The sequence below is a fragment of the Citrobacter rodentium NBRC 105723 = DSM 16636 genome, assembly GCF_021278985.1.
Lineage (GTDB): Bacteria > Pseudomonadota > Gammaproteobacteria > Enterobacterales > Enterobacteriaceae > Citrobacter_A > Citrobacter_A rodentium.
The window spans coordinates 3,852,518-3,871,676 of record NZ_CP082833.1 but is presented as its reverse complement, the minus strand read 5'-3'; the positions used below and the strand labels follow the sequence as shown (position 1 = coordinate 3,871,676).

Sequence of the window (19,159 nt, the reverse complement as noted above, 5' to 3'; positions counted from 1 at the left end):
ACGCTACGTCATATCTAATTGATGAATAATAGACTGTTAATTTTCAGGAGGATAATTATGCAGAGATCGTTAACCAGCATGGTTATGTGCGCTGCGGTTTTGATGATACCTGTTGCTCAGGCAGACAGCATAGCATTATCACTGGCTAATGATGATGCTGGTTTTTTTCAACCAGCACTGAATAAAATTTATAGTCATAAAGATGAAGTTCGCGATGATTATACTCAGGGGCTGTTCCTGGGTTACAGTCATGACGTCACAGATTCAAGTCAACTCTCGCTTCATGCCGCGCAAGATATTTACTCACCTTCAGGCGCTAATAAAAGGGGGGCAACAGCCGTAACGGGAGACAGAGCCTTTAGCGCATATCTGCACACAGGGGTTGAATGGAACTCTGTAGCCAATAACTGGGTTCGCTATCGCCTGGGTACTGACTTCGGAGTAATAGGGCCAGATGCAGGCGGCCAAAAGGTCCAGAATAAAGCCCATGAGATTATTCATGCTGAAAAGTATCAGGCATGGGATGATCAAATCGAAAACCGCTACGGCTACACGGTTAAAGGTACGCTTTCTTTCACATCCTAATGTGGATGTACTGGGAACAAATGTCGGTATTTATCCAGAAATATCTGCTGTGAGTGGAAATCTGTTCGAGTACATTGGATACGGTGCAACGGTTGCCATTGGGAATGATAAAATTTTTAATTCAGATAATGGATTTGGTCTGCTTGCAACTCGGGGATTAATCCACACGTCGAAGAAAGATGGTTTACTGTACAAAATCTTTGCCGGAATGGAACGACGTGAAGTCGATCGCAACTATACCTTGCAGGGTAAAACGTTGCAGACTAATAAGGAAACCGTCTCGATGAACCACACCGTCGATGAGTATCGTATCGGTGCTACCTTAGGTTACTCTCCTGTTGCCTTCACCTTGTCTCTTAACCGGGTATCGCCTGAGTTTAAAACAGGTAAAGATTATTCCTTCGTTAACGGCTCCGTGACGTTCATCTTCTGATTGTCACATCTGATTTAAAATAATTTGCAGCTGGACTGCCACGACGAAGTGGTGTCCAGCACATTGTGCATCCCACTAAATTGCACATTTAAACAATCGTTCTTAACAATAATTGCTAAAGAATTCGATAAATAAAGGTTCAAGCCAGCCAATAATATTAAAAATCATCCATCATGATTAAATAAACCAACATAGCCACCCCCAGGCAGCCTGTGTTAATCAATGCTATTGCAAGTATAAATACCTGTTGTATTGTTAATTTTACAGATGAAAGGTAGCGTAACACTTTATTTAACATACCGATGGTTTCCCTGAAATGCACTCAAAGTCCCTGCAAGCATCATGCTGGCGTCAGCAACAGACACTCTTTTTAAGTTATGGAACTTTTAAATTAGTACACCCTAAAAACCAGAGTCAATAGAAAAACACTAACAATAAAATTAAGTATTATTTAATTATCTAATAAGAGCATAAAAATAGATTATTGATAATTTATATGGCAAAGCATGAAAACAGACTTTTCCCCCTCAGACAGGGCCCACATTATCTCCCGCCGCAACCGGATGCGTGGAGAGCAATCCCCGCGCATCCGACTACTTGCGTCCTTCATTTAACGCTTACGCGGCATCATGCGCAGCAGCGTATTGTCTTTCCAGAAATAATGGTGCAACAAGGCTGCCGCCGCGTGTAAGGCAATGACAAAATAACCGAGATTGGCCAGCGTGATGTGCCAGGACTTCAGCGTATGCACAAGTCCGACGTTTGCTTCAGCGGCATGCGGCATTACTATGCCAAACGCTATCCACGGGTTGCCGCGGTTGTACATCATCACCAGGCCAATCACCGGCAGCGCAATAAATAACAGATAAATCACCAGATGCCCGAGATGCGCCAGGCCGGTCATCATCGGCTTAGGCTTCGGTACAATCGGCGGCGCCGGAAACTTCAGACGAACAACCAGCCGCGCCAGCATCAGCGCCAGTACGCCGATCCCGCATGACACATGGATCATATTAATCGCCGGACGATAGCTACGCGGGAATAGTCCCCTGAACTCCATCGCACAATAGGCCACAATCACCAGCAGAAACACCAACCAGTGAATGCTAATCTGCAGGCCCGAATACTTATTGCCCATAACTTTTCCTGATTAACAACGCTAAAACGCCAACATAGCGGGCTTTTGTTAAAAATTCATTAACTTTTGTTCATCAGTTTTCAGGGGGTTAGGTTTTGGGAGAGCGACGGTCATTGCTCACTCAGCCAGAGTGGACTATGCCTGGAAAGGAAAAATAAAACGCACTGCAACATCCTGACAGGAGTAAACCATGAGTAAAATTGGCATTAACGGTTTTGGTCGTATTGGTCGTCTGGTCCTGCGTCGTTTACTGGAAGTCAAAAGCGACGTCGATGTCGTCGCGATTAACGATCTTACCTCGCCGAAGATCCTCGCTTATTTGCTGAAGCATGATTCCAACTACGGTCCCTTCCCGTGGAGCGTCGACTTTACCGAAGATGCGCTTATTGTCGACGGCAAAGAGATCGCCGTGTACGCGGAAAAAGAGGCCAGAAATATTCCGTGGAAAGCCAAAGGGGCGGAAATCATTATTGAATGCACCGGCTTCTACACCTCGCAAGAGAAATCACAGGCGCATATCGATGCGGGGGCGAAAAAAGTGTTGATCTCCGCTCCGGCGGGCAAAATGAAAACCATCGTGTTTAACGTCAACGATGACACCCTTGACGCCAGCGACGTGATTGTCTCGGTAGCGTCCTGCACCACCAACTGCCTGGCGCCGATGGCGAAAGCGCTGCACGACAGCTTTGGTATTCAGGCAGGCACCATGACGACCATTCACGCCTACACCGGCACACAGTCTCTGATCGACGGCCCGCGCGGCAAGGATCTGCGGGCCTCGCGGGCGGCAGCGGAAAATATCATCCCGCATACCACCGGCGCGGCAAAAGCCATTGGTCTGGTGATCCCGGAACTCAGCGGCAAACTGAAAGGCCACGCCCAGCGCGTACCGGTGAAAACCGGCTCCGTCACTGAACTGGTCTCGATTCTGAATAAAAAAGTCACGGCCGAAGAGGTAAATAACGCGCTGAAGCAGGCCACCCGTGACAATGAATCTTTTGGTTATACCGACGAAGATATTGTCTCATCTGACGTTATCGGCTCTCACTTCGGCTCTGTGTTTGACGCCACGCAAACGGAAATCACTGAGGTCGGCGATCTGCAGCTGGTGAAAACCGTAGCCTGGTATGACAACGAGTACGGATTCGTCACCCAGCTCGTCCGGACGCTGGAAAAATTGGTTAAGCTTTAACTCTGCGGCGAGGATGAAAACAGGCCGGGCGAGCGCCGTCGCTACCCGGCCATTTTTTATGATTGCAGATAAACCACCTGCGTTTGCAGATACTCATTCAGGCCATGCTTACCGTCCGCCCCGCCGATGCCCGACTTACGCCAGCCCGCGTGGAAGCCCTGCATCGCTTCGAAGTTTTCGCGGTTGATGTAGGTCTCGCCAAACTTCAGCCCCTTGATCGCTTTCATGGCCACGTTAAGGTTCTGCGTGTAGATGGATGACGTCAGACCGTAGTCACTGTCGTTTGCCATCGCAATCGCCTCCTCCAGCGTGTCAAAGGCCACCACCGGCAGCACCGGGCCAAAGGTTTCTTCGTGCATAATCGCCATCTCCTGGCGGACATCCAGCAGCAGCGTCGGCGGGTAAAAATAGCCTTTCCCCTCTGCCGCTTTACCACCGAGCGCCACTCTGGCCCCCTCCTGTACCGCCCGCGCGACCTTCTGCTCAACGCGCTCCAGCGCTGCGGCGTTGATCAGCGGCCCCATCGCGATATCGCTGCGCTCCGCCGGATTACCGAATTCCACCGCTTTCATCGCTTCGCCAAGACGGTTCACAAAGCGATCGTAAATCCCTTTTTGCACGTATACGCGTTCGGCGCAGTTACAGACCTGTCCGCTGTTGATAACGCGGGAATCCACGATGGCTTTTACCGCCAGTTCGAGATCCGCATCATCCATGACAATGGCCGGCGCTTTGCCGCCCAGCTCCAGGCACACTTTGGTGATGTTTTTCGCCGCGGTAGCCATAATTTTTTCCCCCGCCGCCACGCTACCGGTCATGCTGACCATAGCGACTTTGGGGTTCCCCGCCAGCTCCTGGCCGACCGTCTCGCCGCGCCCGAGCACCAGGTTAAACACGCCGCGCGGTAAACCGATCTCATCGACGATTTTGGCAAAGGCAATGGCGTTATTCGGCGTGAATTCACTCGGCTTAATAACGATGGTATTGCCGGTCAGCAGTGCGGGCGCAAGTTTGCGGGCAATCAGGAAGAACGGGAAGTTCCACGGCAGGATGCCGGTAGTCACCCCCAGCGCGCGCTTAAACAGCAGAATGTTTTCACCGGGACGGTCGCTTTGCAGAATTTCGCCTTCGTAGCGGCGCGCCCATTCCGCCATATAGTCCATGTAATCGGCGGTAAATGAAACTTCGACCTCGGCCAGCTGCTGAATTTTGCCGCCCTCGGCAACGATTAACGCGCTGATTTCGCTGGCGCGTTCACGGATACCGGCAGCGATTTTGCGTAGCCACCCGGCCCGCTCGATTGCCGGCAGCGCTTCCCAGCCCGTCTGCGCGCGCTCTGCGGCCTCAATCGCCTTACGCGCATCCTCGGCGCGACCATCGGGAATACGGGATATCACCTCTTCGGTGGCCGGATTGATAACGTCAATCCAGTTCTCTCCGTGCCAGGTCACAAACTGTCCGTCGATATACATAGGATGTTGTACGGGTACTGACATGCGCTGCTCCTGTGACTGAAATGTTTTTAACAGGTGAAAATATTGTTAATTAAAAACAATCATATCGCAGGCAGCCCAACCCGGCTTGTAATTCTGTGAACTACTTCATAAAAGACCCGCAGCGAAGGCAGAGAACAGGTTTTTCCAGCAATGAGGTTTTGCCCGTTTGGGGAAAAAGCGCGCCAAACGGGCAGCGTTGATCATAACGAGCGATGGTTAATAACGGCATTCAGCGCGGCATCCTGTTGCAGTATCCGCCACGCGGCGTCCACTTCAGGGGGGAAATCCACATGCACAATGAAGTCGCGCCCGCAGGGGCCATACCCCGTTTCATCATTACGCAAACGCGGGATCTCACCCGCGACTAACGCCAGGTAGCGCTCAAGGCTCCACACCCCTTCTCCCGCATTCTCCAGCGCAGGTCCCTCTTCCTGCTGGCGCAGGCGCGGCGTGAAGCCGGGATGGCTCAGCCAGCGCGGGGCATCCGGGTCGTCACGAGTGACTCTTCGGAAAGTCGCCACGGTACGCCGTTGCATTGTCGGGTCCTGCACCACAATCGCCGTGTTAATCGGCTCCGCGGCCCCGGCGATGATTTTCGCGCTGAAGCGGGCATTCTCACCGCAGTTAGTCGAGTGCTCATCCAGCCAGATTTTATCCGCCGGAATCTGCCAGAACTGGCGAGCGATATCGCCGAGAATAGAAGCTTCAGCCCGCCCGGTGGTGCGAATGGTGTTATAGCGCGGGTGTTGCGCGATGGCGGCATACAGAAAGGTTGTCGAATGACCAATCCCACCGCTAATAAGCAGCGGGATGCGCTGTTCATGGGCTATCCGGCAGGCGGCGTCGATTGTCGGGATCACCGCATTGCCCGCCAGCACGACACAGTCAGCGGGATAAGCCGTCTCGCCGTGAAAATCATCCTGCGCCAGCCACTGCCCCACGGTGTTAATCGCCTCAACGGAGGCGTCAGAAAGTTTCAGGAAAGGTTGCATTGTTTGGCTCCTCCTCTTTTCCCAGCAGAGTACCGCACCAGCGCGAGATAAGTAGTGGATCTCTCTGAAAGGAAGACGATTCATATTTCGGCGCTTTTTTGTCATGTTTATGAAATAACCAGAAACGTCTAAAAAGTGGCCGGTTGCACCTGGGTATTATCCTGTTTTTAAGGGGTTTAATAAATCATTGACGTCATAAATTCTGTTTAAACAGAAAATTCGCCTGCCTTACGGCGCTCTTTTTCCTTTTTCTTTCTTGCGTGCCCCTTGTCAAATGTTACCAAAATACCTAGCCTGCTTAACAATTTCACAATTTATTAACTTTGCGGGTTGCACCTTTTTTTTGCTGTCGGGTGAAACCTTTTATGCTCTCTGGCCGAGGTTCTGAATCCTATGACAACCCATGAAAGTAGCGCCGTGATCCTGAAAAAAAATAAAAAGGTCCTCGTCGCCAGCCTGACCGGCAGTGCGATCGAGTGGTTCGATTACTTCCTGTACGGCACCGCCGCCGCCCTGGTTTTCAACAAAATTTTCTTTCCAATGGTCGACCCGGTTATCGGGCTTATCCTCTCGTATCTCTCTTTTTCTCTGACCTTTTTTATTCGCCCTATCGGCGGCGTGATTTTTGCTCACATTGGCGATCGGATTGGCCGGAAAAAAACGCTGGTATTAACCCTCTCGCTGATGGGCGGCGCGACGGTGATGATTGGCCTGCTGCCAACCTACGAGATGATCGGCATCTGGGCTCCGGTTTTGCTGATCCTGATGCGTATTATTCAGGGAATGGGCATTGGCGGCGAATGGGGCGGCGCGCTGCTGCTGGCCTATGAATACGCGCCGGAAAAACGTAAGGGCTTTTTTGGTAGCATTCCGCAGGCCGGAGTGACGATTGGTATGCTGATGGCGACCTTTATCGTGTCGCTGATGACGCTGTTCAGCGAAGAAGATTTTCTGTCATGGGGGTGGCGCATCCCGTTCCTGCTCAGTTCAGTACTGGTGCTACTGGGACTGTGGATCCGCCGCGATATTGACGAAACGCCCGATTTTCAGAAGGTGAAGCAGTCGGGTCAGGTCGCGAAAGCGCCGCTGCGCGATACGTTAACCCATCACTGGCGGGAAGTCCTGATCGCTGCCGGACTCAAAGTGGTCGAAACCGCGCCATTCTATATTTTCTCGACCTTTGTGGTCAGTTATGCCACCACCACCCTGACCTACCAGAAGTCGCAGGCGCTGGAGGCCGTCACCATCGGCGCGCTGGTGGCGACGGTGATGATCCCGCTGATGGGTCTGCTGTCCGATAAAGTGGGCCGCAAACGCATGTATGCCGTCAGTGTCTGCCTGCTCGGGCTATTTATCGTACCGTGGTTTCTGCTGCTCAATACCGGCACCACATGGGGAATTATGCTGGCGACAGTGGTGATGTTCGGTCTGCTGTGGGCCCCCGTCACGGCGGTACTGGGAACGCTCTGTTCGGAGATTTTCAGCGCCAACGTTCGCTACACCGGGATAACCCTGGGCTACCAGATTGGCGCGGCGCTGGCGGGCGGCACCGCTCCGCTGATAGCAACGGGTCTGCTGGCGAAATATGACGGCGACTGGGTGCCGGTCGCCGGGTATCTGATCGTCACCGTCGTTATCTCCCTGATCGCCATCTTCTTTGCGAGCCGCGTAAAGCGCGTCCCTGCCGTTAACGCGCAGCCAAACGAACTGTAAGTTTCAGTGCAAACCCACGAGCGCCGCCACTGCTTGCGCAGGTGAATTCCCCGGCGCCGTGGGTTTACTCCCTATACGATCGGCGGACCGCTACGCCAGCCTGGCAGTTAACCGCGGCATTTTACCAGGGTAAACGCGTCGTGACCGATATATCCCCCGCCATCATATATTCCCAGCTGTTGTTAGGCCTGAATACGTGACCGACAATCCCCTGATCGGTGGCGTCAGAAAGAGAGGCATATTTGGTCGGCGGCAGGTCAACGTCAGCCGGCTTCGTGCCCTGGTAAACCAGTTCAATGATCACTGCATGTCTCGCTGCCAGAATTTTCGCTGATGATTCAGCCAGTAACAGCGGATTTTCACTCTCTTCGACAGCTTTCAGCACAATACTTCCCAGCTGCGGCGCATACCAGAAAAAGGTCTGATTATAGCCAGCCAACGTACACTCTTTGACCTGACAGGTAAGTCCGCGCAGTGACGGATTTTGCGATACAGGGTGACTTTTCGTCCATTTCGTTACGCGCTGTATGACAAAGGCGTCATACTCCCCGGCGGCGACGGTAATTTTTTCCAGCCCGATCACCTTGCTGGTCGATTTTCCCTGGTAATGGTAGCGCCATGGCAGTTCGCCTTTCATCTCCACCGGCATTTCCCACTCATCTTTCCAGATTTTCCCCAGGGTGAGGGGAAAAAGCAGGTTTCTGACCTCTCCTAGCCGATCCGGATTCACTACCGATTGGGTGGAGAGCTGAACATTCACCTTTTGATCCGGTAAGTTATAGACAGCGACATCTTTATCGACGCTTTCTAACATCAGCGGCAGAAAATGATCTTTGCCGCCATAGCTGTACAGTGACATAACATCTGGCGTTAACGCTGGAGCGCTATGCGCGATCGCTTCATTTGCGAGTATAGGTTCACCGTTGTCATTCCAGCGAATATACTCTGCCCCCACGTTATAGTCGCTTATTAACTCAGATTGCTCATTGTATTCAAAAAAGTAGATATTTTTGATCTGCTCCGTGCTCCGGCTATCCGCCCCCGTAAAAAATATTGTGCGATACCCGTTACTCACCAACTTCCCTTGCTTAAAATATTGCATTGAAACAATGCGGCCTTTTCGCGTTATTGTTGAAAGACCGTCCAGTTTGCCGTCTTTATAATTATGTGCAATAGTTTCACCATCGAGTTCGAAAATATGCAATCCCTGTTGGCGACCGTCTTCATCAATATTATCACGCTTTATTAAATGACCGTCAGCGTCAAAGAATTCATGCAGTTTCATACGGTTATAATGAGAAAAGATGTGGCGTTCCAGAACCTGCTGATCTGCCCCATATGTTATTACAGATGCAGGTTCATGCTGATAATCAGCCACTTTTTGGGTTAGCAGATGGTTTTGTGCATCAAAACGCTCCGTGTAACCCCATAACGCCCCTTCCTTTTTAATATGATAATTTTTAATAATATTTTTCAGTTGACTATCTTCACCATACTCTTCGGAAATTTCATAATCAATGCCCTTGATTATTTTATGGTAGGTGTTTTTTTTAAGTTTATTATTCTTGTCATAATGGTTTGTTCCGATCACCTCGTCATTTTTGTCTCTCACAAACACTAACGAGGAACCATCAGAATTTATGATTTTGTCATCCACCGACTCGTATGCGCTGACGTAGTGATAAATCCTTGCTAACCGTTCAGTATATTTACCATCATATTCAGAATAAGCATATTCGTAAACGGCTCCATTTACCTTTCCGCTGTCGTCAAAATTTTTAACGACCTTAACCCTGCGTCCACTATCGTAATCGATAAATTCGCCGCGCAAATTTTTGGCTGCAAAGAGAAAATCCGCATGCAGATCAACAAGGTGGCCGGACGAAACGCGCGCGCCGTTTTTTCTTGTCAACGTAAACTTCCATCTCCCCCCTGACTCCTCTTTCACCGTCTCCATTTTATACCAGGCTGCTTCTGAATCGTTACTTAACTTCATGTCTTTATCCAGATACAACATTTCAGCCAGCGAGAAATGACTGAACAATAATGAGCACAACAACATCCTTTTAAACATAAATTTTTCCTTTATTCTGCTCTTGTAAATTATTATTCAGACCATGCGGATAGCGAAAAACTATCTTACCACAACTGCTTAACGGGTATTGCTGCCGGGGACATTTTAAAAAATGCCCCCGGGGCAAAAGCCTGGGAGACGTGGTCGGTTAACGTAAAGAGAAAAATTAACTGCTAATTTGCTCCATCGCCTGTAAAATACGCTTATCCGAAATCGGATACGGCGTACCAAGCTGCTGAGCAAAGTAGCTGACCCGCAGCTCCTCGATCATCCAGCGGATCTCTTTAACATCCTCATCTTCACGGCGCGCAGGCGGCAGCTTATTGATCCACTGCTGCCACGCCTGCTGCACGCTTTCGACTTTCAGCATCTGTGCGCGGTCGCGGTGCGGATCGACGGCCAGTTTCTCAAGGCGTTTTTCAATTGCCTGCAGGTAACGCAGCGTGTCGCCGAGACGTTTAAAACCGTTGCCGGTCACAAACCCCCGATACACCAGTCCGCCCATCTGCGCTTTAATATCCGACAGTCCCAGCGCCATGGTCATATCCACCCGCCCCTTCAGACGCTTGTTGATATTGAAGACGGCGGTGAGGATCTGCTCAACCTGCTTCGCAATATCCACCACCGTATCGTTCAGCTCAGCGCGCACCTTCTCATGCAGCGCCGCGAAGCCCTCTTCCGTCCAGACCGGGCCGCCGTTGGCGTCAATCAGTTTGTCGACGCCGCAGGAGATACAGTCGTCAATCAGCTCCAGCACCTTACCGTACGGGTTAAAGTACAGCCCCAGCTTGGCTTTGTTCGGCAACTTCTCATGCAGATACTTGATTGGCGATGGAATGTTCAGCAACAGCAAACGGCGTAAGCCCGACCACATCGCCTGCTGCTGCTCCAGCGGATTATCAAACAGTTTGATCGCCACGCTGTCGCGTTCATCCACCAGCGCGGGCCAGGCTTTCACCTTATAGTTGCCGCGTTTTTGCTCGTAGCTTTCCGGCAGTTGTCCAAAGCTCCAGATATGCAGCCCGCTCTGTTCGATGCCATCATCCGCCACTGCGGAGAGCGTTTCCTGCACTTTCCCCTTCAGCGCCTCTTTCAGCTCAGTTAATGAACGTCCTTCCTGTAGTTTCCTGTTCTTCTCGTCAACGATACGGAACGTCACTTTCAGGTGATCGGGCACCTGTTCCAAGTGCCAGTCTTCACGGTCCACCGTCACGCCGGTCATCCGGCGCAGTTCGCGCTCCAGCGCATCCAGCAGCGTTAGCTCAAGCGGCGTAACGCGGCCTAAAAACGCTTCGGCGTAGTTGGGCGCGGGCACAAAGTTGCGGCGCACCGGTTTTGGCAGCGACTTGATCAACGCGATCACCAGTTCCCGACGAAGTCCGGGTATCTGCCATTCAAAGCCGCTCTCGTCCACCTGGTTCAGCAACGGCAGCGGAATATGCACGGTCACCCCGTCGGCGTCCGCGCCCGGCTCAAACTGGTAGCTCAGGCGCAGCTTCAGGCTGCCCTGATGCCAGAAGTTGGGGTAATCCAGCTTGCTGATTTTTTCCGCGCCCTCTTTGATCAGCATACTTTTTTCAAAGTTGAGCAGATCCGGCGTCTCGCGGCTGACCTTCTTCCACCAGCTGTCGAAATGGCGCGCGGAGATGACGTCATGGCTGATACGCTGGTCGTAAAACTCAAACAGCGTCTCGTCATCCACCAGAATGTCGCGACGGCGTGATTTATGCTCCAGTTCTTCAACTTCAGCGCGCAGCTTCAGGTTTTCACGGAAGAAGGCATGACGGGTCTGCCAGTCCCCCTCCACCAGCGCATGGCGGATAAACAGCTCGCGACACAGCGCCGGGTCGATCTGGCTGTAATTGACCTTTCGCGCGGCGACAATCGGCAGACCGTAAAGCGTCACTTTCTCGGTCGCCATGACCGCGCCCTGCGCTCGCTCCCAGTGCGGTTCACTGTAAGAGCGCTTAATCAGGTGCTGAGCAACCGGCTCCACCCATTCCGGATCGATTCGCGCGGCAATCCGCCCCCACAGACGGCTGGTTTCCACCAGTTCTGCGACCATCGTCCATTTTGGTGGCTTTTTAAATAAACCGGAACCGGGAAAGATAGAGAAACGGGCGTTGCGCGCGCCGGTATATTCCTGCTTATCGGCGTCTTTCATCCCGATATGCGACAGTAGACCGGTCAGTAACGCGATATGAATTTCGCGATACTCCGCGGGTTCGCTGTTTACCGGAATACCCAGTTCTTTCACCACCTGACGCAGCTGGGTGTAGATATCCTGCCACTCGCGCACGCGCAGATAGTTGAGGTAATCCGTACGGCACAGGCGGCGGAACGCGTTCGAAGAGAGCGCTTTTTGCTGCTCGCCAAGGTAATTCCACAGGTTCACAAAGGCGAGGAAATCGGACTCTTTATCATGGAAGCGGCGATGCTTCTCATCCGAGGCCTGCTGCTTGTCCATCGGGCGCTCGCGCGGGTCCTGAATGGAGAGCGCGGAGGTGACGATCATCGCCTCACGCACGCAGCCATGCTTTTGCGCTTCCAGCACCATACGCGCCAGCCGCGGATCGACCGGCAGTTGTGAAAGCTGGCGGCCCAGCGGCGTCAGCTTATATGCGCTGGCCTGTTCATCGGTGGTAATGGCGCCCAGTTCTTCCAGCAGCCGCACGCCGTCCTGGATGTTGCGTTTATCCGGCGCTTCAACAAACGGAAACGCGGCGATATCGCCCAGCCCCAGCGCGGTCATCTGCAAAATGACGGAGGCCAGGTTGGTACGCAAAATTTCCGGATCGGTAAATTCCGGGCGCGACAGGAAATCATCTTCAGAATAGAGACGAATGCAGATACCTTCGGAGACGCGGCCACAGCGTCCTTTACGCTGGTTCGCCGAGGCCTGCGACACCGGCTCAATCGGCAGACGCTGCACTTTGGTGCGGTAGCTGTAACGGCTGATTCGCGCGGTGCCGGGGTCAATCACGTACTTGATGCCCGGTACGGTCAGCGAGGTTTCCGCGACGTTGGTCGCCAGCACGATGCGTCGCCCGCTGTGCGACTGGAACACCCGGTTCTGTTCACTATTGGAAAGGCGGGCATACAGCGGCAGCACTTCGGTATGGCGCAGATTGAGCTTGTTGAGCGCATCGGCGGTGTCGCGAATTTCACGCTCGCCGCTCATAAAGATCAGGATATCGCCGGGACTTTCCTGCCCCAGTTCTTCCACCGCATCGAAAATGGCCTGTAATTGATCGCGCTCGGTGTCATCCGCCTCTTCGACAATCGGGCGATAGCGCACTTCCACCGGATAGGTGCGGCCAGACACTTCGATAATCGGCGCATTGTTAAAGTGGCGCGAAAAACGCTGCGGATCGATAGTTGCCGAGGTGATGATGATTTTCAGATCCGGGCGACGCGGCAGTAGCTCTTTCAGGTAGCCAAGCAGAAAATCGATGTTCAGGCTGCGCTCGTGCGCCTCATCGATAATGATGGTGTCGTACTGCATCAGCAGGCGATCCTGCTGGATTTCCGCCAGCAGAATACCGTCGGTCATCAGCTTGACCATCGTATTGTCGCTGACGCGATCGCTGAAACGAACTTTATAGCCAATGCAGCCGCCCGGCTCCGTTTGCAGCTCTTCAGCAATACGGTTAGCCACCGTACGGGCCGCCAGACGACGCGGCTGGGTGTGGCCGATCAGCCCTTTTACCCCACGCCCCAGCTCCATACAGATTTTCGGCAACTGGGTCGTTTTCCCCGATCCGGTTTCCCCGGCGACGATCACCACCTGGTGATCGCGAACGGCTTCAAGAATCGCCTGTTTCTTCTGGCTGACGGGAAGGTTTTCCGGATAAGCGATCGCAGGCCGCGCCGCTTCGCGTAGCAAGACCTTGCCTGCTGCCTGTTCAATCTCTTTCGCCATCTCCTGGTAAATGGCCTGTTGTGCATCAGGATTTTTAACCTTTTTCACGCCGTGGAGGCGGCGGGAGAAGCGCTGCCGATCGCGCAGCATTAAGGTATCAAGCTGCTGCTGGAGGGCATGAAAGGTTAATTTTCGTTGTTCTGTCATAGCATTAGACGGCAGCGTTCTGCCCGGTTAAATCTCTTCAAAATGATCGGTATAGAGTACCACATCAGCGCATCTTGTGTGTTGTTCAATAAATTCGAACATAGGCTTCGATATATTGCGCTTTCTCTGTGGCAGGATTGTGAATAAAGTGTCAACAAGCAACGGGGCGAAGCCCATTCAAACATCTATACCCTGAATAGTTCGGATTGCAGGAAAGCCAGGGCGCATGCAACTCAAAGTATGATGGGTAATAAGGAAAAACTTATGAGCAAGGTATTAGTTCTCAAATCCAGTATTCTGGCAGGGTACTCTCAGTCTGGTCAGCTGTCTGATTATTTTGTTGAACAGTGGCGTGAAAAGCACTCCGCTGATGAAATTACCGTTCGTGACCTGGCTGCGAATCCGGTTCCGGTTCTGGACGGCGAACTGGTCGGCGCTCTGCGCCCGAGCGATGCGCCGCTGACGCCGCGTCAGCAGGAAGCGCTGGCGCTGTCTGATGAACTGATTGCAGAACTGAAAGCGCACGACATCATTGTTATTGCGGCGCCGATGTACAATTTCAACATCCCGACCCAGCTGAAAAACTATTTTGACCTGATTGCCCGCGCGGGCGTCACCTTCCGCTACACCGAGAAAGGGCCGGAAGGTCTGGTCACCGGCAAACGCGCGGTGGTTCTCTCCAGCCGCGGCGGCATTCATAAAGATACGCCGACCGATCTGATCGCGCCGTATTTAAAGATCTTCCTCGGCTTTATCGGCATCACCGACGTGAACTTTGTGTTTGCTGAAGGGATTGCCTACGGTCCGGAAGTGGCCTCCAAAGCGCAGTCCGACGCGAAAGCCGCTATCGACAGCGTGGTTGCCGCGTAAGCGCTTCTCCTCCCGCGACGGCGGGAGGATTTACTTGTTCTGATAAATCAAATACCCCACCACGCCCTGACTCTCTCCATCGCTGGGATGGTTCACGCCATCGGTGACCTCGACAGGTGAAAAGTCGAACGGCGACACGTTTTCGATGCAGGCAACGTTTACCCCATACTGGTCCGGGTCTGAACGGCGCTGATGAAAAGTATAAATTCCGCATACCGAACAAAAATAGTGTTTCGCCTTTCCGGTATTGAAACGGTATTCAGCCAGTTTATCGCTGCCGGAGACTATCTCTATCCCGTCGAGCGGCGCAGAAACCACCACTGCGCCGCGCATCCGACAAAATGAGCAATTGCAGCGCCGGACGGTATTAAAACCGTCGCTGAGCTGAACGGTAAATGACACCGCGCCGCAGTGGCATCTGGCAAAAAGTTTTTCAGTCATCATCGGCCTGCGCCATCGGCTTTCGTTACTGGAAAAGAGAGTATAGAAACGAATCCTGCCGCGGAGCAGAAAAGTTTTTCAGATACGGCAGGCGCTTCATCTGACGTACAGCAAAACCAGCCAGCTTCCCCACAGAATGACCAGCCAGTAGAGCGTACGGCGACACTGTTTCAGCGCTCCCTCCTGACGTTCGGTAAAGGCCAGGTCATGCAGTCTGTCTCGCTGCCAGATAAAGGCCAGCGCTTTACCTGCCCGAGCGTTATTGTCGGCAGCGATCAGGGAAAAATAGCCAGCGTCCAGCCAGAGCCGCCAGCAGCTAAACCAGACGATACCGCTCAGCAGCGTAATCATTACGCGGAGAATGCCCGGCGAGGCGACAAACAGGCACCATGCCAGCGGCGGCAGGGTAAAAAGTAAAAAGAAACGCCAGCTGTTGAGGGTGCGGATCAGTAAATCCGAGCGCAACGCCTCCTCATCAGTGACGTTGTCACTTATCGGTTCCATCTTTTTAATAACTCCAGATGATCTGCGCTAAAGACAACCTGCGGTCGCGCCTGGCGCACCTTCGCCACGGCATGTTCAACGGTTAGTTGCGGGTCGCGTTGCAACAGCCAGGCGGCCGCGACCAGCGCGCTGCGTGAAAGCCCAAGCGCGCAATGAATAAATACGCTGCCGTGCGCCGCGCGCAATTTTTCCACTTCATCGACCGCCGCGCGCAGTGTCGCCTCGTCAGGATTAACCAGATCCAGCATCGGAACACAACGGTAAGGCATATGCCGCAGGGTACCGGCACGTGGAAACTCGCAGGTTAAATCCACAACCGCTCCCTGCCGGGGACGCTGACGCGGCCAGCATCCGAGGCAGACGCCAGCCTCCAGCGGGCTGGCCGGACTCAACCGACGCGTATAGAGACGCATGGAAAGCCACATCCCCGCCCGCCAGGGCAACAGTAGCCACCCTGCGGCAAGGGACAGTCGCCCCGCTTCATCTTTTTGCAGCGCCCCGACGCCAGTGACGCCGTAAGCCAGCGCCACCATCAATAGCGACAGCGCGGGCCACCACAGCCAGCCAACAAAATAAGCCGCCGTCAGGCATACCAGTGCGCCGCACAGGTAGCGGCGGGCCAGCGTCTTACGCTTTCCCACCGCTCTGCGCCAGCGCCATTGGCCCTTTTCCGGAACGAGCCAGTCGATGACCATCCCCACCGCAAGCCCGCTAATCACGTCCACAAAATGGTGCTGCCAAGTGGTCAGTACCGACACCGCGATCAGGAGAAACCATGCCGTATTGAGCTTCTGCCACATGCCGGTCAGATGGCGATTAAAATGCCGCCACAGCAGCCAGCACAGGATAATGTGCAGCGATGGCGCCTGATTATACGGCAGATCGAACTGTTCAAGCTGACTGAACAACCACCCCGCCGGACCGCTGACTTCAGGTCTGGAGAAGCTGAATTGCAGCGGGAATAACAAAAACCCGACGCAGGCAATCAGCGAAGCGAGCACAAGCTGGCAGACCAGCCGTCGCTGCTCCTTTAGCGTGGTGCAGACAAACAGCGACAGCCCATACAGCAAATCCAGGCTCCAGTAGGGAACGATCGTCAGCGGCACAAACGGGATATGTTGCTCCCAGGCAAAAACCAGGCTGCCGATGCCTTCCCGCCCGGCAGTAAACTGGTTCACCTGACCATAGGTGAAAAAGAAAAACGGCGCGAGCAACAGCAGCCAGCCGAATCCCTGGCGGTATAACCTGGTCCGGGTTGTCATGATCTGCGACGCACCGCCATAGAAACGGTAAAAATACCCCACTCGTCAATCAACTGTGCGCATTTATCAAACCCGGCCTCCCGCACCAGCGCATCCATTTCGCCCTGCGTACGGACGCGCATGACCCACGCCTTACCGTCTTTATGGCTGGTGAGCGACCAGGCGATGGTTTTTAGCTGCGGATGCCAGGGCTGCCCGGTATAGATAAGAATCCCCCCTGGCGCGATAGCGTCGGCGAGCCCCGCAAGGGAGTTACGCACCAGCGCATTTTCCGGGAACAGTTCATACAGACCGGAAACAATACCCAGCGTCGGACGAAGCGACAGCGCGGCCAGCTCTTCGCGATTAAACGCGTCGCCACGCTCAAAGCGCGCCTTTTCCGCCATGCCGCACACGGCGATCATCTCCTCGCCTTTCGCCACATTGAGTTCGCTGTAGTCGCGCAGCAGGATCTCATCCACCGCCGGTTCGTCTTTCAGCGCGTCAAGCACATAGCGCCCATGCCCGGCGGCAATATCCACCACGCGCACCGCCTGCCCCTGCGCAACCAGTTCGCTGACGGCCCGCCGGATTAACGTTTCGAGGTGGATTTTTCGCTGGCGAATCCCTTTCCAGCCGACGCTGCTCAGGTAGTTTTTGTCGATCAGACGCCCCAGCGCGCTGCTCCCCTGCGGCTGATTGCGATAAACATAATCCAGCGTACTGCCTGAATCGAAGCCGGTGTCGAACCCCAGGCGCACGCCCGCAGACTGCGTCCCGAGCAGTTTCATGCCGAAGCGCAGGCTACGATACGCCATATCATCCAGCGAATACGGCGCGGGTCCGCCGTTTAATATCCGCCAGCTATCCGCCCCCGGACTCCAACGATCTTCGTTGCTGTAATCAAAACGCTGCGGCGCAGTGGCGTAAAGGGTATCGATAAACGTCCGCATTTTATCAAACGCCAGCTGCCTCTCTTTTTCACCCAGGGTATCGTGGTAAAAGCCCGGCAAGATATGCAGCTCTTTGCGAGAAGAGCGCAGCCTGTGGTAGAAGTCGAGTTGCGGCTGGCGGTGGACAACGTAATCTTCGCCGGAAACCAGCATCAGCACCGGCAGCGTAATCGCGCTGGCATCGCTGACAATCCGTTCGGAGGCTTTGTAGAGATCGAGAAGAATGTTAACGGCAATTGGCCGGGTAATCAGCGGGTCCTGATTGAAACTCGCCACCCGCCCGGGATCGTGCGTTAAATACTTCCCCTTCACATAGGAATTGACAAAAAACAGGCCGCGCAGTCGATGCAGTAGCGCCAGCCCCTGGCGGGCAAACGGTACGTACAGCTTCACCCTGAAGGCAGGCGACGCCAGCACCAGACCGCGAACAGGCGGAGCATAGTCATGCGCCCAGACCGCCGCAAGGACAGCGCCGACGCTTTGTCCCACCACAACCACATCCTCCAGCGCCGCCTGGCTGTCCGTGGCGGCAAAACGAACGAATTCATCGACATCCTGTACCGAACGGGCAAGCGACGGACTGTAGCCCCGTTGACCGGGCGAATGCCCGTGTCCGCGCGCATCCCAGGCGTAAAACGTGGTATCTGGTATCGCCAGCTCATCAACGATATGTTGCAGACGCCCCGAATGTTCATGCCCGCGATGAAACAAAACAATCACTTTTGGCGCGGCGCCTGGCGTTGTTGCCGGCCAGCGTCGATAAAATAAAGTCGCCCCGTCACTGGTCAAAAATTGTTGTTCTTCTGGCGTACGTCCGTTAATCATCAATATGACTTCCTGTTCCATGTGGTGAAAGCGCCAGCAGCTGGCGCCTGAGGTTATCCATAAAAATCTTCTTGTCGGGATGAAAACGCAGCGCTTCTCCGATATTGACATCAATAAACAGAGGTAGCGGTATACGGTTACCCTTCGCCATCACCCGTTCAGTCCCCGTTAACCAGACGGGAATAATCGGCACCTCCGGCAGGTTTTGCGATAAGTGCCACAATCCGGATTTCAGCGGGGCCAGCTCTCCCGGCTCGCCGCGCGTGCCTTCAGGAAAAAGAATCAGGGTTTTCCCGGCGCGTAACGCCTGTTCGCAGAGCGCCAGCGGATTAGCCGCCCCGCCTTTACGCATCACCGGGATAATGTTCAGGATATTGAGCGCAAACCAGGCCAGCCATTTATTGCGCAGAAAATAATCGGCGGCGGCAACCGGATGCACCGTCGCCTGACGGCGTAAGGTAAACAATGAGAGCAGCGCAAAGACATCCATATGGCTGTTGTGGTTCGCCACGATAATTGCCGGACCGTTTTCCGGCAGTCGTTGCCGATGCCGGACCCGCAGACCGAGCCATAGCCAGATAACGGGCCAGACAATGCACAGCGTGAACAAAGTACGAAGAAGGCGCGTCATGG

At 53.7% G+C, this 19,159-nt stretch carries 12 protein-coding genes and 2 pseudogenes; 4 read left to right on the top strand and 10 right to left on the bottom strand.

The annotated features are described in order from the left end of the window. Positions 1–57: 57 nt before the first annotated feature. Positions 58–1,018 (top strand): annotated as a pseudogene (locus tag K7R23_RS18350) (lipid A deacylase LpxR family protein). Positions 1,019–1,628: 610 nt separating this feature from the next. On the opposite strand, the gene cybB reads toward K7R23_RS18350, so the two are convergent. Continuing rightward, positions 1,629–2,156, bottom strand: coding sequence for a cytochrome b561 (gene cybB, locus K7R23_RS18345; RefSeq protein WP_012905875.1), 528 nt, complete (start codon positions 2,154–2,156; stop codon positions 1,629–1,631). Between the two features lie 190 nt (positions 2,157–2,346). Here cybB and gap point away from each other — a divergent pair, with 190 nt between their 5' ends. After that, positions 2,347–3,348 (top strand): type I glyceraldehyde-3-phosphate dehydrogenase, encoded by a 1,002-nt coding sequence (gene gap, locus K7R23_RS18340; RefSeq protein WP_012905876.1) that lies wholly within the window; start codon positions 2,347–2,349, stop codon positions 3,346–3,348. Positions 3,349–3,404: 56 nt separating this feature from the next. Here gap and aldA read toward each other — a convergent pair whose 3' ends face one another. Both aldA and K7R23_RS18330 read right to left on the bottom strand, forming a co-directional pair. Continuing rightward, on the bottom strand, positions 3,405–4,844 hold the full coding sequence (gene aldA / locus K7R23_RS18335) for an aldehyde dehydrogenase (protein ID WP_012905877.1): 1,440 nt from the start codon (positions 4,842–4,844) through the stop codon (positions 3,405–3,407). Between the two features lie 200 nt (positions 4,845–5,044). Then, positions 5,045–5,836 (bottom strand): YdcF family protein, encoded by a 792-nt coding sequence (locus K7R23_RS18330; protein WP_012905878.1) that lies wholly within the window; start codon positions 5,834–5,836, stop codon positions 5,045–5,047. Positions 5,837–6,229: 393 nt separating this feature from the next. On the opposite strand from K7R23_RS18330, the gene K7R23_RS18325 reads away from it, so the two are divergent. Next, positions 6,230–7,549, top strand: a complete 1,320-nt coding sequence (locus K7R23_RS18325; RefSeq protein WP_012905879.1) for an MFS transporter — start codon at positions 6,230–6,232, stop codon at positions 7,547–7,549. 121 nt (positions 7,550–7,670) lie between these two features. On the opposite strand, the gene K7R23_RS18320 is transcribed toward K7R23_RS18325, so the two are convergent. Then, positions 7,671–9,623, bottom strand: a complete 1,953-nt coding sequence (locus K7R23_RS18320) for a hypothetical protein (RefSeq protein ID WP_012905880.1) — start codon at positions 9,621–9,623, stop codon at positions 7,671–7,673. Between the two features lie 166 nt (positions 9,624–9,789). Further along, on the bottom strand, positions 9,790–13,692 hold the full coding sequence (hrpA, locus tag K7R23_RS18315) for an ATP-dependent RNA helicase HrpA (protein WP_024132671.1): 3,903 nt from the start codon (positions 13,690–13,692) through the stop codon (positions 9,790–9,792). Positions 13,693–13,956: 264 nt separating this feature from the next. Here hrpA and azoR point away from each other — a divergent pair, with 264 nt between their 5' ends. Beyond that, the gene (gene azoR, locus K7R23_RS18310) at positions 13,957–14,562 is read left to right on the top strand and encodes an FMN-dependent NADH-azoreductase (protein ID WP_012905882.1); all 606 of its coding nucleotides are present in this window, start codon (positions 13,957–13,959) and stop codon (positions 14,560–14,562) included. Here azoR and K7R23_RS18305 read toward each other — a convergent pair. The 5 genes and pseudogenes from K7R23_RS18305 to K7R23_RS18285 all read right to left on the bottom strand — a co-directional run bounded on the left by K7R23_RS18305 (position 14,537) and on the right by K7R23_RS18285 (position 19,157). Then, a pseudogene (locus K7R23_RS18305) lies at positions 14,537–15,006 on the bottom strand (GFA family protein). The gene azoR and the pseudogene K7R23_RS18305 overlap by 26 nt on opposite strands. Positions 15,007–15,099: 93 nt before the next feature. Beyond that, positions 15,100–15,507 carry a hypothetical protein gene (locus tag K7R23_RS18300; RefSeq protein WP_012905884.1) on the bottom strand — a complete coding sequence of 136 codons (408 nt, stop codon included), beginning with the start codon at positions 15,505–15,507 and terminating at the stop codon, positions 15,100–15,102. Continuing rightward, a complete protein-coding gene (locus K7R23_RS18295; protein WP_042623258.1) occupies positions 15,495–16,772 on the bottom strand; it encodes a phosphatase PAP2/dual specificity phosphatase family protein in 1,278 nt (425 codons plus the stop codon). The genes K7R23_RS18300 and K7R23_RS18295 overlap by 13 nt, the downstream gene beginning before the upstream one ends. Continuing rightward, the gene (locus K7R23_RS18290; RefSeq protein ID WP_012905886.1) at positions 16,766–18,526 is read right to left on the bottom strand and encodes a bifunctional alpha/beta hydrolase/class I SAM-dependent methyltransferase; all 1,761 of its coding nucleotides are present in this window, start codon (positions 18,524–18,526) and stop codon (positions 16,766–16,768) included. Before K7R23_RS18290 ends, K7R23_RS18295 begins: the two co-directional genes overlap by 7 nt. Continuing rightward, entirely contained in the window at positions 18,519–19,157 is a 639-nt protein-coding gene (locus tag K7R23_RS18285; protein ID WP_012905887.1) for a lysophospholipid acyltransferase family protein, read from the bottom strand. The genes K7R23_RS18290 and K7R23_RS18285 overlap by 8 nt, the downstream gene beginning before the upstream one ends. Positions 19,158–19,159 lie beyond the last annotated feature (2 nt).

Excerpts from the sequence above, each read along its gene's own strand:
- cybB (WP_012905875.1), bottom strand. The coding sequence starts at position 2,156 with ATGGGCAATAAGTATTCGGGCCTGCAGATTAGCATTCACTGGTTGGTG.
- gap (WP_012905876.1), top strand. The coding sequence starts at position 2,347 with ATGAGTAAAATTGGCATTAACGGTTTTGGTCGTATTGGTCGTCTGGTC.
- aldA (WP_012905877.1), bottom strand. The coding sequence starts at position 4,844 with ATGTCAGTACCCGTACAACATCCTATGTATATCGACGGACAGTTTGTG.
- K7R23_RS18330 (WP_012905878.1), bottom strand. The coding sequence starts at position 5,836 with ATGCAACCTTTCCTGAAACTTTCTGACGCCTCCGTTGAGGCGATTAAC.
- K7R23_RS18325 (WP_012905879.1), top strand. The coding sequence starts at position 6,230 with ATGACAACCCATGAAAGTAGCGCCGTGATCCTGAAAAAAAATAAAAAG.
- K7R23_RS18320 (WP_012905880.1), bottom strand. The coding sequence starts at position 9,623 with ATGTTTAAAAGGATGTTGTTGTGCTCATTATTGTTCAGTCATTTCTCG.
- hrpA (WP_024132671.1), bottom strand. The coding sequence starts at position 13,692 with ATGACAGAACAACGAAAATTAACCTTTCATGCCCTCCAGCAGCAGCTT.
- azoR (WP_012905882.1), top strand. The coding sequence starts at position 13,957 with ATGAGCAAGGTATTAGTTCTCAAATCCAGTATTCTGGCAGGGTACTCT.
- K7R23_RS18300 (WP_012905884.1), bottom strand. The coding sequence starts at position 15,507 with ATGGAACCGATAAGTGACAACGTCACTGATGAGGAGGCGTTGCGCTCG.
- K7R23_RS18290 (WP_012905886.1), bottom strand. The coding sequence starts at position 18,526 with ATGATTAACGGACGTACGCCAGAAGAACAACAATTTTTGACCAGTGAC.
- K7R23_RS18285 (WP_012905887.1), bottom strand. The coding sequence starts at position 19,157 with ATGACGCGCCTTCTTCGTACTTTGTTCACGCTGTGCATTGTCTGGCCC.